The sequence below is a fragment of the Thalassolituus sp. LLYu03 genome, assembly GCF_050507655.1.
GTDB lineage: Bacteria > Pseudomonadota > Gammaproteobacteria > Pseudomonadales > Oceanobacteraceae > Venatoribacter.
Map to the genome: position 1 here is coordinate 1,326,244 of NZ_CP191496.1, position 15,350 is coordinate 1,341,593.

General features: G+C 55.1%; 13 protein-coding genes. 6 read left to right on the plus strand and 7 right to left on the minus strand.

Translation table 11 applies throughout. From position 1 onward, the window contains the following. Positions 1–96: 96 nt before the first annotated feature. Positions 97–792 carry an MgtC/SapB family protein gene (locus tag ACQUQU_RS06040; protein ID WP_430462354.1) on the plus strand — a complete coding sequence of 232 codons (696 nt, stop codon included), beginning with the start codon at positions 97–99 and terminating at the stop codon, positions 790–792. Here the strand turns inward: ACQUQU_RS06040 and ACQUQU_RS06045 are convergent. From ACQUQU_RS06045 to ACQUQU_RS06060, 4 genes are read right to left on the minus strand one after another with little or no spacing between them, the layout of a single operon-like run. Beyond that, on the minus strand, positions 789–1,976 hold the full coding sequence (locus ACQUQU_RS06045; protein WP_430462355.1) for an ABC transporter permease: 1,188 nt from the start codon (positions 1,974–1,976) through the stop codon (positions 789–791). The two genes, ACQUQU_RS06040 and ACQUQU_RS06045, sit on opposite strands and share 4 nt — an antisense overlap. Continuing rightward, positions 1,966–2,961 carry an ATP-binding cassette domain-containing protein gene (locus tag ACQUQU_RS06050; RefSeq protein WP_430462356.1) on the minus strand — a complete coding sequence of 332 codons (996 nt, stop codon included), beginning with the start codon at positions 2,959–2,961 and terminating at the stop codon, positions 1,966–1,968. Before ACQUQU_RS06050 ends, ACQUQU_RS06045 begins: the two co-directional genes overlap by 11 nt. Then, entirely contained in the window at positions 2,958–3,929 is a 972-nt protein-coding gene (locus ACQUQU_RS06055; protein ID WP_430462357.1) for an HlyD family secretion protein, read from the minus strand. Before ACQUQU_RS06055 ends, ACQUQU_RS06050 begins: the two co-directional genes overlap by 4 nt. Further along, a complete protein-coding gene (locus tag ACQUQU_RS06060) occupies positions 3,926–4,585 on the minus strand; it encodes a TetR/AcrR family transcriptional regulator (RefSeq protein WP_430462358.1) in 660 nt (219 codons plus the stop codon). The genes ACQUQU_RS06055 and ACQUQU_RS06060 overlap by 4 nt, the downstream gene beginning before the upstream one ends. A gap of 157 nt (positions 4,586–4,742) precedes the next feature. On the opposite strand from ACQUQU_RS06060, the gene ACQUQU_RS06065 reads away from it, so the two are divergent. The 5 genes from ACQUQU_RS06065 to ACQUQU_RS06085 all read left to right on the plus strand — a co-directional run bounded on the left by ACQUQU_RS06065 (position 4,743) and on the right by ACQUQU_RS06085 (position 13,038). Further along, on the plus strand, positions 4,743–5,279 hold the full coding sequence (locus ACQUQU_RS06065) for a DUF924 family protein (RefSeq protein ID WP_430463015.1): 537 nt from the start codon (positions 4,743–4,745) through the stop codon (positions 5,277–5,279). 111 nt (positions 5,280–5,390) lie between these two features. Beyond that, positions 5,391–5,828, plus strand: a complete 438-nt coding sequence (locus tag ACQUQU_RS06070) for an SRPBCC domain-containing protein (RefSeq protein WP_430462359.1) — start codon at positions 5,391–5,393, stop codon at positions 5,826–5,828. A 149-nt stretch (positions 5,829–5,977) separates the two neighbouring features. Further along, positions 5,978–8,176, plus strand: a complete 2,199-nt coding sequence (locus tag ACQUQU_RS06075) for an OsmC domain/YcaO domain-containing protein (protein WP_430462360.1) — start codon at positions 5,978–5,980, stop codon at positions 8,174–8,176. Between the two features lie 636 nt (positions 8,177–8,812). Beyond that, positions 8,813–12,313: a sulfotransferase gene (locus ACQUQU_RS06080; protein ID WP_430462361.1), complete on the plus strand. Its 3,501-nt coding sequence runs from the start codon at positions 8,813–8,815 to the stop codon at positions 12,311–12,313. Between the two features lie 5 nt (positions 12,314–12,318). Beyond that, positions 12,319–13,038, plus strand: coding sequence for a sulfotransferase (locus ACQUQU_RS06085; protein ID WP_430463016.1), 720 nt, complete (start codon positions 12,319–12,321; stop codon positions 13,036–13,038). A 19-nt stretch (positions 13,039–13,057) separates the two neighbouring features. On the opposite strand, the gene ACQUQU_RS06090 is transcribed toward ACQUQU_RS06085, so the two are convergent. The 3 genes from ACQUQU_RS06090 to ACQUQU_RS06100 form a co-directional block, all read right to left on the minus strand. Next, a complete protein-coding gene (locus ACQUQU_RS06090; protein WP_430462362.1) occupies positions 13,058–13,837 on the minus strand; it encodes a sulfotransferase in 780 nt (259 codons plus the stop codon). A gap of 65 nt (positions 13,838–13,902) precedes the next feature. Further along, a complete protein-coding gene (locus ACQUQU_RS06095; protein WP_430462363.1) occupies positions 13,903–14,865 on the minus strand; it encodes a hypothetical protein in 963 nt (320 codons plus the stop codon). Between the two features lie 11 nt (positions 14,866–14,876). Continuing rightward, on the minus strand, positions 14,877–15,263 hold the full coding sequence (locus ACQUQU_RS06100) for a hypothetical protein (RefSeq protein ID WP_430462364.1): 387 nt from the start codon (positions 15,261–15,263) through the stop codon (positions 14,877–14,879). Between the last annotated feature and the right edge of the window lie 87 nt (positions 15,264–15,350).

Below are 15,350 nucleotides of genomic sequence, written 5' to 3' on the forward strand. Positions count from 1 at the left end.
TGTCGTGTGTTTTGCAGATCCGGGCCAGAGGTTTGACGAAACAGCGTTTTTGAACCAAGTTTTTATTGGATGTGGTGCCGATAAAAGGAGCTGGCGTTGATCTTTGGCAGTGATGAAACAGAAATGCTGGTGCGCTTGCTGACGGCTCTGGCCGCGGGTGCCCTGATTGGTTATGAACGTTCTTACCACGGCCGTCCGGCCGGCTTCCGTACTCACACCCTGGTCAGTCTGTCGGCCTGCCTGCTGATGCTGGTGACCGTGTATGAATCGCACTGGATTCAGACCAATAACGAGTTGATCCGCCTCGACCCGACGCGCATGGCGCAGGGCATTATGACCGGCATCGGTTTTCTCGGCGCCGGTGTGATTATGAAAGAAGGTATTTCGGTGCGCGGGCTGACCACCTCGGCGTCCATCTGGATGACATCGGCCATCGGCATTCTGGCCGGTATTGGCTTTTACGTACCTATGGTGCTGGCGGTGGTGCTGACCATAGGCACGCTGTCGCTGTTTCGCTGGATGGAAAACCTGATGCCGAGTCAGGCGTATTACCATTTTGAAGTCCGCGTTTCGCGCGCTTCAGATATTAACGAAGAGGCGCTGCGGACCTTACTTGAGCAGCACGGTTTCAGCATGGCGAATTTCAGTTACCGGCTGGATACCGGCGCTCAGGTGCGCCGTCACGGTATGGTTCTGCGGACCTCTGACCGGCAAGGGGTAGCGCGGCTGGCGGAAACACTGGAAGCGCTGGACGCCGTGCAGCAGTTCCGCCTGACCCCGACCGGGGATTAATCGAGCCGCTTTTTAAAGCGCATGGACGCAAACATCAGACCCGCCGCGGTAAAACCCAGCAACCACAGCATGTCGAAGGTCTGGCCGGTGAGGCTGGCATCGCGCAGCACAATGCCGCGGATCAGTCGGATAAAATGCGTGGCCGGAAACCCTTCAGAAATGTATTGAGCCGGCACCGGCATCGCTTCGTACGGAAACATAAAGCCCGACAATAAAATCGACGGCATTAACACAAACACCGTCATCTGCATCGCCTGCAGCTGGGTTTTGGCAATGGTCGAAATCACCATGCCGATGGTCAGGCTGGCAAAAATAAACAGCAGGGCGGCGGCAAATAAGGTGGTCAGGCCACCCCGTACCGGCACCATAAACAGAAAATGGCCGATGCTCAGAATAATGCTCACCTGAATCAGACCCACCAGTACGTAAGGTACGATTTTGCCGAACATCAGCTCCATCGGGTGCACTGGGGTGGTGATCAGAAATTCCATATTGCCCTGTTCCCGTTCGCGCACGATGGCCGCGGCGGTGAACATCACCATGGTCATGGTCAGAATAATGGCCAGTAAACCGGGCACCACGTTGACCGCACTGCGCTGTTCCGGGTTGAAATACTGCACCACTTCTAGGGTGGCTGCCGGTTGCTGGTATGGTTGGCCGGCCATTTCCGCCAGCGGCAGATTGCGCAGGGCGCGGATGCTGGCTGCGACCATGGTATCCGAACCATCGACCAGCCACTGACCGACCGGCTCCTGCGGATTACTATGGCTCCAGTTGGCTTTATTCGCCCCGTTGCCGGGAAAATTCGGATGACTCAGTAAACGCCGGTCAAGATCGGCCGGCAACACCAGCACTGCCTTGGTTTCACCGAGGGTAATGGCGGCTTCGGCATCGGCCCGTGAGGGGTAGGTTTTACTGAAACGCACCGCCTGGGTTGCCTCCAGCGCTTCGACCAGATAGCGGCTGTAACTGCTGCCACTCTGGTCGACCAGTCCCACCGGCAGGTGACGCACGTCGGTATTGATGGCATAGCCGAACAGCATCAGCTGAATCACCGGAATCATGACGATCATGCCGAAGGTCATGCGGTCGCGGGACAGTTGTTTCAGCTCTTTGAATACGATGGCACCGATGCGCATCAGCGGTGCTTTTACGGTGCGGTGCAGCAGTGCATCAGCCGACATGGCGACCTCCGGTGGCAACCACAAACACATCTTCAAGACTTGGGCGCACCTCGTCGGCTTCACAGCCCGGCGCCTGTGAGGCTAACCATTCACGGGCATTGGCCACGTCGTCTTTGACCAGCACCCGCAGACGCGTACCGAGCTGGGCGGCAGACAACACCTGCGGCAGACGGACCAGCTGCTTTTTCAGTTCGCGCAGATCCGGGCCGGATAATTCGATCACCCGCGCGCCCATGTCGTTCATTAACTGCTGCGGCGAGCCGTCGGCGCGTTTGACGCCGTGTTCGAGAATGGCCAGCGCGTGACAGCGTTCGGCCTCGTCCATGTAATGGGTCGACACCAGAATCGTGGTGCCCTGATGACTGAGATCGAACAGATGCTCCCAGAATTCGCGGCGGTTTTCCGGATCGACGGCCGAGGTCGGCTCATCCAGAAACAAAAGCTCCGGGTGATGCAGCGTGGCGGCCGCCAGCGCCAGCCGTTGTTTCTGGCCGCCGCTGAGGGAGCCGGCCAGCTGGCTGCGGTAGCGGTCGAGGTCGTACTGGTTGATCAGTTGTTCGCGCCGGGCGTGGCGTTCGCGGGCGCCGATGCCGTAAATGCGGCCGACAAAATCCAGATTCTCATCCACGCGCAGATTGTCGTAGAGGGAAAATTTCTGCGTCATATAACCGATCTTCGGCCGCAGCCGCTCGGCGTCATGGGGCAGTGAATGGCCGAGCACGCGGATGTCGCCTTCGCTGGGCAGCAGCAGGCCGGTCAGCATGCGGATGGACGTCGATTTGCCACAACCGTTGGGCCCTAAAAAGCCGTAAATCGCGCCGCGCGGAATGCTCAGGTCGAGCTGGTCTACGGCGGTGCCGTCGCCGAAGCGGCGGGTCATGCCGTGGGTTTCAATGGCCAGGTCGCTGGCCTGATACGCGCGGGTGTTATACCCGGCAGGCGGCTGTGCAGCCCCCGGACCCGCAGTGGAGTGCGCCATGCTCATGGGTGCAGTACCTCAAGGGTACGCCCGGTTGGAATGTCGCGCAGGGCGCTGGCATCGTTACCGGTAAAACGCACTTCGCTCAGATACATGAGCGCAGCGCGGTCGCGTTCGTTGAGGGCGAAATAGGGTGTGAAGGCCGGTTGCGAGCGGATGTTGGTCAGCGTACCGGTGAAGGGCTGGTCGAGACCGTCAACCCTGACCTGCACCGTCTGACCAGCGCTCAGCGAGGTCAGGGCATTGGCCGGCAAATAAACCCGCGCATAGGGTTCGCTGTCGGCGAGCAGGGTGACGGCCACGATGCCGGTATTGATACGGTCGCCTGTGTGCCACGGCAGGGCGTCAACGCGGCCAGCCACGGGGGCGGTGAGTGACAGGTCGCTCAGGCTTTTGGCGGCGCTGTTGGTCAGTGCCCGGGCGCTGGCAACCGCGGCTTCCGCCTGCGCCAGCTGCTCGGCGCGGGTGCCGTTGGTCAGCTGTGCCAGTTGTTCCTGCGCCTGCAGCAGCGTGGCCGCCGCACTGTCGCGGCGGGCAACCGCGGCGTCGACATCGGCCTGACCGGTCAGATTCTGCGCACGCAGGGCTTTGGCCCGGGTCAGTTGCTGGCTGGCTTCGGTTAGCGCGGCCCGTGCGCCTTCTACCTGAGCGGTGGCTGCAGCCCGTTCTTCAGGGCGCGCGCCGCTTTGCAGTTCCGCGAGCCGTGCCTCGGCCTGCTGCAGTTGCGCCTGCTGGGCGTTGAGTGCGGCCTGGGCGCGTGTGGGGTCGAGCTGCAGCAGCAGGTCGCCGGCGCGTACGCTCTGACCTTCGTGTACCGGACTGGAGGTCACGGTTTCACTGGCTGGGGAAGTCAGTGTGATGCGGTCGCGCTCCAGCGTGCCCATGGCGCGCCCGGCTTCTGAGTTGCCGCAGGCGCTAAGCAGGACGCCGCTTGCGGCCGTCAGGCTGACCAGAATCAGGGTCCGTGTGTTCATTCGTGAGAATCTCCGTTTGGACGTTTGAGAATGCCGCCGGTCAGCACTTCGCTGTTATGGTTGGCGAGGCGTTCAAGATGTTCGGTGGTGGGGCTGAAGCCGAATTTCTGCATCAGCACAGGGGGCGCGATGAGCGGGAACAGAGTCAGGCTGACGAACGACAGCCGCGCGAGTTCCGGGTCGAGCCCGTCACGCAGCAGGCCCGCATCGCCCAGTCCGTTCTGAATCCAGACCCGGGTCAGTTCGATCACGCGGGAAAAGGTCTGATACATGATGTTGAACGGTTCGCTGTCGGCCGGGTTACCCAAAATGCGCATCACCATGCGTGGCATGCCCGGCGCCTGACTGATGATGGTGCGATAATAAATGTGCGTCATCGCGTCCAGTGTTTCCGGGCGTCTGTTGGCCAGCGCGGCCTGAAACGCGGTGACCATAGGTTCTATGGTTTCACGCAGGACGGCTTCAAACAGCTGACCTTTATTGCCGAAGTAGTAGCGCACTAAGGCGGCGTCGACCCCGGCATTACGGGCAATCTGGCGTACCGATACCTGATGATAGGGAAGGTCAATAAACAGGCTGCGCGCTTCGCGGATCAGGCGCTGGCGGGTATCGGAATCACGGGCGTCGCCGCTCGGGCGGCCGGGGGTCTTGGTCATGACAGCACTCGTTATTCATCAGCTGAGGAATATACTAGGCGCGTGCTGGTGAAAAGGGCAGGGGATTAATTCCTCATAAAGGCCCACAATCCGGAATTAGCATCCGGCCATTAGCATCTGGTCAGAGACAAGGGCTGGCGCAGAGGAGACACGCATGATGTTTGAAGAGGTTCTGAATTTCTGGTTCAACGAAATTCAGCCGAAGCAGTGGTTTATCAAAGACGAGGCGTTTGACCGTCTGTTACAGCAGCGCTTTGGTGGCTTGCTGAAACAGGCGGCGGCCTGTGAGCTGGCCGACTGGCGCGAAGATGGCCGTGGGCGGCTGGCGGAAATCCTTGTGCTTGATCAGTTCTCGCGCAACATTTACCGCGATACGCCGGCCTCGTTCGCTCAAGACCCACTGGCGCTTGCATTGGCACAGGAGGCGGTGAGTGCCGGGGCGCTCAGTGGCCTGAACGAGCATGAACGCAGTTTTCTGCTGATGCCCTATATGCACAGTGAATCGCGGCGCGTGCATCAGCAGGCGGAAATTCTGTTCCGGGCGCACACGCCGGCCAGTAATTACGACTATGAACTGCGCCACAAAGCCATCATCGACCGCTTCGGCCGTTACCCGCACCGCAACTCGATTCTCGGCCGGGAAGGCAGTGCTGACGAACGGGAATTTCTGCAGCAGCCCGGTTCGTCGTTCTGAACACTTCATGCGGCCTGCCTTTTGCGGGCCTTGAGTGCCACCTTGCTGCCGCACGACCGGCCGGGCCACAAAGAACACAACAAGGAACTCAACAATGAACAGGGAGCGACCATGAATTCAGTATCCGCCCGTACCCTCAGCACCCAGCGCGAACTGCCGTTTACCGCCGCCGACGTCTTCGCCGCCTTTGCCGTGCCCGAACGGCTGGCGCAATGGTGGGGGCCGGCTGGTTTTACCAATACATTCGATGTATTTGAGTTCCGCACGGGCGGACGCTGGGTGTTTACCATGCATGCGCCCGACGGTCAGAGTTACGCCAACGACAGCCGCTTCGTCGCGCTGGTGGAGGGTGAGCAGGTGGTGGTGGAGCACCTGTGTGCGCCACACTTTGTGCTCACCATTGGTTTGTCGGCCAGTGATAAGGGCACGTTAATCCGCTGGGATCAGGTGTTTGATGATGAGCAGACGGCCGCCGCGGTGCGCGCTTACGCCGGTGAGGCCAATGAGCAGAATCTGGATCGTCTGCACGCGGTGCTGAACGCCGTCTGATGGAACCAGCCCGTTTGCCGGGAACGCACGGCCTGACATTCACCTGAGGCGTCAATGCGGACAAGACTCAGCGGCCAAAAACTGGATAATAGCGCCCCAAACGGCGGGTTCTGCCCGCCAGCTCATTCTGCTCTTTCTGGTGCCCGCGCATGCAAATCAAGGTCAACTTCCTAGACAACCTGAGGCTTGAAGCCAAGTTCGACGATTTTACCGTCGTGACCGATCAGCCAATCCGCTACAAAGGGGATGGATCGGCGCCAAGCCCGTTCGACTACTTCCTGGCGTCATCGGCCTTGTGCGCAGCCTACTTCGTAAAGGTGTACTGTCTGGCGCGGGACATTCCGACAGAAAACATCCGTCTGTCGCAGAACAACATCGTCGACCCGGAAGACCGCTACAAGCAGACCATCAAGATTCAGGTTGAATTGCCGGAAAGTATTTCCGACAAAGACCGCGAAGGTATTCTGCGCTCCATCGACCGTTGCACCGTGAAGAAAGCGATTCAGACCGGCCCGGATTTCATCATTGAGGTGGTCGACAATCTGGATGCCGACGCGCAGGCGCTGTTGCTCGGCGACAGCGAAGCCGGTCAGGAAACCTTTATCGCCGGTAAAGACCTGCCGCTGGAAAAAACCATTGCCAACATGACCGCCTTGCTGGCGGATCTGGGCATGAAGATCGAAGTGGCGTCCTGGCGCAACATAGTGCCGAACGTCTGGTCGCTGCACATCCGCGATGCCGATTCGCAGATGTGCTTTACCAACGGCAAGGGCGCCAGCAAAGACAGCGCGCTGGCGTCGGCGCTGGGCGAGTTCATGGAGCGTCTGAACTGCAATTTCTTCTACAACGACCAGTACTGGGGTGAAGACATTGCCAACGCGGAGTTCGTGCATTATCCGAACGAAAAATGGTTCAAGCCGGGCCGCAAAGACGCGCTGCCGGATGGCCTGCTGGATGATTACTGTCTGGGTATTTACGACCCGGATGGCGAGCTGCGTGCTTCTCATTTATACGACACTAACTCGGGCAATGTGGAACGCGGCATTGTCGCGCTGCCGTTTGTGCGTCAGTCCGATGGCGAAACCGTTTACTTCCCGTCCAACCTGATAGAAAACCTGTTTTTAAGTAACGGCATGAGCGCCGGCAATACGCTGGCCGAAGCTCAGGTGCAGTGTCTGTCCGAAATTTTTGAGCGGGCCGTTAAGCGCGAAATTCTGGAAAACGAACTGGCGCTGCCGGACGTGCCACAGGACGTTATTGCCAAATACCCGGGCATTGTGGCCGGCATTCAAGGGCTGGAAGAGCAGGGTTTCCCTGTGCTGGTAAAAGACGCCTCTCTGGGCGGCCAGTACCCGGTAATGTGTGTGACCCTGATGAACCCACGTACTGGCGGGGTGTTTGCCTCCTTCGGTGCGCACCCGAGTTTTGAAGTGGCGCTGGAGCGCAGTCTGACTGAACTGCTGCAGGGCCGCAGTTTCGAAGGCTTAAACGATTTACCGCAACCGACCTTCGAAAGTAACGCCGTAGCCGAGCCGAATAATTTCGTGGAACACTTTATCGACTCCACCGGTCTGGTGTCCTGGCGCTTTTTCAGTGCGAAGCAGGATTTCGATTTCGTGGAGTGGGATTTCACCAATGGCGGTGAAAACTCCAATGAGGAAGAAGCTGAAACCCTGTTCGCCATTCTCGAAGATCTGGGCAAAGAATCCTACATGGCGGTGTATACAGACCTTGGCGTGCCGGCATGTCGCATTCTGGTGCCGGAATTCTCGGAAATTTACCCGGTGGATGACCTGATCTGGGACAACACCAATAAATCCCTGTATTTCCGTGAGGATATTCTGAACCTGCACAGCCTCGACGACGAGCAGCTGGAAGCGCTGGTTGCGCGTCTGGAAGAAAGTGAACTGGATAATTACACAGACATCACCACATTGATCGGCGTGGAGTTTGACGACAACACCGCATGGGGCCAGCTCACGATTCTTGAGCTGAAACTGCTGGTGTATCTGGCACTCAATCGTCTGGAAGAAACCAAAGAACTGGTTGAAACCTTCCTGCAGTTTAATGACAACACGGTTGATCGCGGTCTGTTTTATCAGGCCATGAATGCAGCCCTTGAAGTCGCGCTGGATGATGAGCTGGAGATGGACGATTACGACCTGAACTTCCGCCGTATGTTCGGCAATGCCCGTATTGATGCTGTGTTGGGCTCCATTGACGGTAGCGTACGCTTTTATGGACTCACCCCAACCAACAGTCGTCTTGAAGGGCTGGATAAACATCTGCGCTTAATCGACAGTTATAAAAAGCTGCACGCCGCCAGAGCCCGGGCGGCTGGTATCTGACGTTCCATAGGCTGAATGACTGTTAAATAAAAACCCTGCAAATGCAGGGTTTTTTATGGCTCAAATAATCTGATCGATACTCATTGATATAGTTACGCAGCAATGTATCTGGTGATTATTTGCACGCTTGTTAACGATGAATTGCCAATGCGGTCACAAGTTATGTTTGCTCAATGGAACATACTGTTCATTCTGCAGTGATGCTGGCACACTGCGTCGTATTCATGGACGGCCTGATAAGAATAAAGCACCTGAAGAGTGCGAGGGATTTATTATAAAAATATCAATAAATGCGACAGGGTATTTATTGATTAATTTATTTATTAAAGGGGTTATCACCACAGTATCTGCAGTGATCATTGCCAGTGACTGCTGATCCGGATTGGTCGATGTTGGTTGCACTGCAATTATCCGCCTTTTCCTCAGATTTTGTGGGCTTTACATCGCTTTGTTCTGGTAAGCACGGCTTCAGGACAAGCGCTTTGGCGTCAGTGGATTGGTTAAAGCACCACCGGCGATTGTGTAAAGATGTTCGGGTGCTCCCCATTGTTCGGCATCCGGAACTACTCAGCTTATGCAGACGATCATTGTGGCTGCGATCAGGATAAATAAGCTGAGCAACTGGAATAAATAATAATGAACTCACCAATAATCTGCGCCGGATTTCACCGCAGCGGAACATCGCTTGCAGCACAGCAATTACATTCGCTTGGCTACTCTTTTGCTCTCGAACCTATGGGGGGCAATCTGTCGAATCCTGACGGTCACTTTGAAGATGAAGTGGCGATGCGTATGCACGACCATCTGCTGGCACAACAAGGCGCCGATTGGATGTACGCGGATGGTTTTCCTTTTTCAGCCCCAGAATCGTCCCTGACGGATATCGAGCGTTATATCGCTGCCAGAAGCCGGGTGTCTGGCAGCCGCTGGGTGATGAAAGATCCCAGAGCCACATTAATGCTTGAGCAATGGCATCAGGCTCTGAAGGGCAATGGCCGTTTCGTACTGCTGTATCGCCATTGGGCTTTCTGTATTCAATCCTTACTGAAGCGTCACTCACAGGATATCGCCTATTTTTTACCAACGGGTGCGGCGTTGGCCTCTGCTTCGGCTTTCTGGAAGGATGTCACGCTCGCCGCGAGAATGTGGCTCAGCTACAACCTCCATGTGATCAATTTTGTAAAAGAGAACCCTGAAATATCGGTTGTCATTGCACAGAGTGAACTGATTTCCGGCTTATCCTTGTCTCATGTTCTGTCGGCGAAATTTCAGGTTGCGGCAACAGCGGCTGGTGCATCCTGTGTCAATAAATCCTATGTAGAAGAAACCGTTGACGCATCAGTACTGGCGCTGCTGCCGGATGATCTGATCCGGCAAATGGACGATGTGTTTCAACAGCTAGAGGCTCTGAATTTTTCGGGTAAGCACACGGAGCCCCCGACATACGTCGACCGGACCGGAGAGCAGTCCCTTGAAGACTATCTGTGGGACCGCATTCCGGAATTGCCTCCGCATGCCGAGGCGCCCGCAGTTTCGCCCGCGCTGGAAAAGACCCTCAACGATATGGAAGGGCTTTCTTTTGACGATCTGCGCAAGCGTGCCGAACCTCTGGTACATCAAATCAGTAGCGACACGGCGCACGCCTGCCAGCGTATAGCTGACATTCTGCAGGCAAAAGGCCCGCAGCACTTTGCCGGATATGAATGGCAGGGGCGCTGCGCATTTGCCCGCAAAGCGTATGAAGCGGCCGAGGTCTTTTTTCTGAAAGCGATTGCCATACAGCAGTCGCCACCCTATCTGCGTATGCTGCTCGCCAATGTTTATGTGGCCCAATTGCGCTTTGATGAAGCCGCCTACTTTCATCAATTGGCCTATACCATGAACCCCAATAATTTCACCTTCGCAGTTAAAACCGCTGAGACGGCCATGCTGCAGGGAAAAGCCGGACAGGCAATGGGTTGGTATGAAAAAGCCATGGCATTAACGCCGGCCGAGTGGGTACGGGTAAGGTACGGTCAGGCCATGGCTCAGGCCAAAGGAAAAGACGCCGCTTTGGTGTATTTGTCTGAGCTTCTGAAAAGCACAGGGAATGATCTGGTTGAGCGCGTGTATCTGACTCAGCAGCTGGAATTGAAAAAGCCGGGGGCAGTGGAGGACTTTCATCGGTATATCCGCTCGGGTCTTAATCGTGAGCGTGTTGCGGGTTTTCTGAGTGCGCTTGGTCAGTCTGGTCTGGATCGCGGGGTAATGAAGCATCTCTCGCACTGGCTGATAAGGGCATGGAAAAAACTGCATACCCCGACCGAGATACTGTCACTGATAATTCCGGTCGAAGGCAGGGTACCCAGCGCGGCTAAAATCAGTGCTGTTGTCATCAGTTACAACATGACCCGGGAACTGCCCCGGACCCTGAAATCGTTACAGGCATCGTTTCAGCAGGGGATGTCAGTAGAAGATATCGACATCGTGCTGGTGGACAACGGGTCTGCGCATAAGCCTACACTTGCCGGTCTCGGAGACTTTCCTAATCTTCGGATCGTGTCATTTCCATTCAAATCTCAGTCGCCGGTACAGGCCGTGAATCTGGGGTTGAGTCTGGCGCAGGCGGATGTCGTTGGAGTTTTCATTGATGGCGCCAGAATGGCCTCGCCTGGGCTTTTGAAAGGTGCGTTAGCGGCGTCCAAAATTGACGAGCGCGCGGTTGTTGCCACCCTTGGCTTTCATCTGGGACCTGAGGTCCAGATGCAATCTGTGCTCAAGGGCTACAACCAGAAGGTAGAAGACAAACTGCTGGCCCAGATTGGCTGGGAGCAGGATGGGTACCGGCTGTTCGCCATCAGCTCACTGGCGGGTTCCAGCGCACACGGTTATTTCAAACCGATTGCAGAAAGTAATGCTCTGTTTATGCACAAGACCTTGTGGAAGGAGCTGGGTGGGATCGATGAGCGTTTTATCACCCCGGGTGGTGGTTATGCCAATCTGGATTTATATAAGCGAGCCTGTGAGACGGCAGGCAATCAGCTTGTAATCCTGCTGAATGAAGGCACGTTCCATCAGGTGCACGGTGGGGTAGCGACTAACTTGCGCCGTGACGATGCTACCCACGAAATATTTTCGGCTGAATATCAGTCAATCCGCGGCGAGCGATACGCACCTCCTGCGGTCGATGCGTTGTATATTGGCCAGTATGTTCAGGCGTCGGCTGGCTTTCTGAAAATGTCCGTCGAAAAAGCAGAGCAGTCCAGTAACCCTCCCGTTTTACCTGACAAGGTACGTCATCAGCTCAACAGAGTTGTGCTCGAGGGAACCTACTGTGCGCCTTATTCTGAAGATCCTTCTATCGCAGAGTCTGTTCTCGATTCGCCGGTTATCGTCACGGGGCGCGGTGGGAGTGGTACCCGTCTGTTGTCGCAGTTGATTCAGGATATGAATATCTTCATGGGCAACGAGATCAATGCCACCGAAGATTCGGTTGAGTGGGTTGGCCCCATCTACGATCTGGTCGTCAATCGCGTTCAGCTGGCGCGAAATAATTTTACCGAAGACCACATCCGCCGCCTGCGAAATAATGCCAGAAACATTCTGGCTGCTGGTGGACTCAGCTCCGGACTCTGGGGTTTTAAGCTGCCGGAAACCGTATTGTGCCTGCCGGAACTTAAGCGCGCGTTTCCTAAGGCCAGATTTATTCATCTGACCCGTCATCCGATCAGCATCAGTATGCGGCGTACACACATGACGTCACGTCTGGACAATCCGGTAGGAAGAACCGTGCTGGAAGATGCCTACCACTATATCGGTGAGGTTCAGGGAGCGCTGGGTGACGGAACGGATGCGGTTAATAATTCAGTGAGCTGGAACTACCAGTTGAATAAGGCGGTTTCCTTTCTGTCTCAGCTTGCCTATGGGCAGGACGTTGTGCAGGTGAAATACGAGGACATACTGCGGGATCCGGATGCCATGCTCAGCAAATTACAGGAATTTCTTGGGTTGGAAGGTGATTTTAAGCACAATCTGACGTTGGATTCAGAGCGGGCTAATGTGATCGCTGAACACAATGCTATGACCGATCTAATCTGGTCAATATGCTCAGGTGTTGCTGAAGAAATTGGTTATGAGCGGGAGGATTGTGCTGTTTGAAATGCGTGTTGATTGGTGGTGTCGGCGGTAGCGGCACCCGGGTTGTTGCCAGTGCTTTTCAGCAGGCTGGAGTGTTTATTGGCAGTCATCTGAATAAATCGCTGGATAATCTCAACTGGCCGGGAAATATCCCTCTGGTTCTGAGTGGGGAACTGAGCGAGCAGGAAAAATGTGAGCGTCTGCGTGATCCGTTCCTTCGCTTTTTTGAGCATATGACGCGTGAGGCAAAAGAGCACTCTCCGGAATCCGATGTCTTTGCGGTTAAGGTTCCCGGCTCTTTCTATTACCTCCCGTATCTGGTCGATGCTGTACCGAACCTCAGTTACATTCACGTGATTCGTCATGGTCTGGACATGGCCTACAGCGGCAACCGCAATCAGCTGAGGAATTGGGGCTCCAAATTTAATCTGTGTGATGATGTAGCTCCGGGTAACGAAGCCTCTCAGTTGACATATTGGCTCGATGCAAACCGATATGCTCTTAGTCTGATGGCGTCTCTGCCATTGCAGGCGAGCAGCATTGTCCGCTTTGAGGACTTTTGCCAGAACACGGTTGAGGAAGCGGCAGCCCTGTGGAAGTCCGCCGGCCTTGACTTGAATCTGCCGGCTGCATTTTTTGACAGTGTACGTTTGCCGGAATCCAGTGGTCGGTACCATCAGCACGATATATCCGTATTTGATGCTGATGACCTGGCAGCGCTGACGGATTTTGGATATTCAGTTTAGTTCTTCAATAACCGTGCAACTAAGGCTTTGGTTGAAGGCGATCGCTGTTCAAAAATGCCTGATAAACAGGGAGCAAATGTTCGGTGATATACCGGCTAGCCTGTTCCGACAGTACTCGCTGTGTTGACGCACCGAGCAGTGGTGCTTTGTGCGAATACGGGAAAGCCGGCAAGTCGTTTGTTGTCAGTATTTCGAACGGATCTGGCTTGCTGATCATATCTTCATAGCTGATCTTAACGCCGTGCGCAGGCCGGAAGCGGGCGAGATGAGAGTAGAGGATGTGATAGGCTCTGGCGCAACCGGCCAGTTCCGGTGTCAGGTGCTGATCCGCATCCGGCAACGGATCCTGAAATCCTTCATCCTTGATTAATCGCTCAGCTTGCTCAATCACGGCGTCGCGTGCGGCACCCATGCCGGCAATGCTTGCCAGAAAGGCAAGCGGGTGACGGATCAGAAGGATATAAGCCGCATCCGGGGCGTAGCGGTAAATCAGACCCGCACGGCCGATTTCAATGAATTTAAGTACATCCCATTCACTGTTCAGTGTGTCATTTAGCCACGAGGACGTTTCGTCGGCTGGCGAAACAATATGCAGTGAGCGGTGGGCATCAATACCCAGTGTATTTCTCTTTCGTTCTTGTTGTTGAGGTTGCCAGTCGTCGGAAAGCGCAGCATTAATGCCCCGATCCCAGGTGAAGGGTTCCAGATAGACTTTGGTTTTTGCGAAATATTTTGCAGCCAGAAATGCAGCCAATTTAGTACCAGTGCGGTTCATGCCCAGCACAATGATTTTTTTCATATATCCCGCCTGAAAATAAAAGGGGGGATTGCTCCCCCCTGACATGCTTGTAGCTACCGTTCGACTCAGTAAGTCGGCAGGGTCTGGCCCAGAGCCTGCAGCGCGCTGACAATATCAGACAGCTTGTAGATCTTACCGTCGCTGGATACCAGATAAGTGGCTTTCAGACTGCCGTTGACTTCCACCTGAGAGTTGGTAGCAGAACCGCCAACGGTAACGCTGGTACCTACTTTCATCAGGTTATTAGAGGCGTTCTGTTCCATTTTGAATGGTGTGCGGGCACCGGTTTCATCATCGGTAATTTTCAGCTTGCCAGAGTCAGCCTGGTTGTAGATACGCCAGGTAGAAGCGGTACCTGAGGTGGTGTTCTGCAAACGAACACCTGCATCGCCAGCGACTTTGACATGGATGGTTTCCGCCGGAGAGTTGGTTTGAATACCAATATTGCCGGATTTCAGCACCAGGTTATTTTCGCCTGCACCCGGATAAATACGGAATGGCAGTTTGCCACTGGAGGTTACATCACGAACAAAGAAGTTGGTTTCGTTGCCGGCGATATCCCAGGAATAGGCGCTCCAGCCGGATGAACTATCCTGTTCCAGACGCATGGCTGGCGTGTCGCCCTTGGTAACCTGAAGTTTTAACGCCGGAGTGCTGGTACCAATGCCCACGTTACTGGAGGAATTCAGGATCAGGGTGTTGGCAGCCGCACCACCGTCAATTTTAAATGGCGTTTTGCTGGTGGTGGCATTGCTGATGGCGAAGTAGTTGGCGCCGCCATTGTTGGTATCGTTGGCTTCAAGGCGCCAGTCATAACTAGGGAAGCTGCCGCTGCTGCTGGTGTCATCGAACAGAATGCGGACGTTGTTCTCTTTCAGTATCAGAGTATCGAAACCGAAATTCAGACCGTTGGCGCAGTCGAAACCCACGCACTGACTGCCTGTAACGATCTGGTCATCGCTTACGACATTGTCGGCGATGGCTGCAAAAGGAGCTGAGAGAATTAACAGTGAAATGATTTTTTTCATGGCAGTGCTCCTTAGTTATTTTCTTCAGCGGTCAGTACAAAGCTGCCGTCTTGCAGGCGGAAATGACCGGTTGTGGCTTCGGATTGTGCGACCGGCTTGTAACCACCGTCACGGCCATTTTCTTCGCCAGCGTATTCTTCACCGGTAATGGCTACGGCTACTGCGTCAAAGTTGTAGTCGCCGTCTGAGCCCTGATTAATCTGAGCTGCCTGCAGACTGGCCACTGAGCCGTTGAACTCGTAAGACGCGTTAAAGCCATTTGGGCCAGATACAGAAACGGTAATGCTGTTGCTGTTCTGATCGGCAAATACAATTTCGGATTCATTGATGCTGGCATTTAATGCGAAACAAGGCGCAGCAATAAATGACAGAGCTGCAACGTAAGTGAGCTTGCTCATATTATTTCCTCTAGGGTGCTTGGTGGGAACGGGCAGTCTAATCGCAGGGGTGTTTTAAAACTATTACAAAATTAAACCGACGGTAAC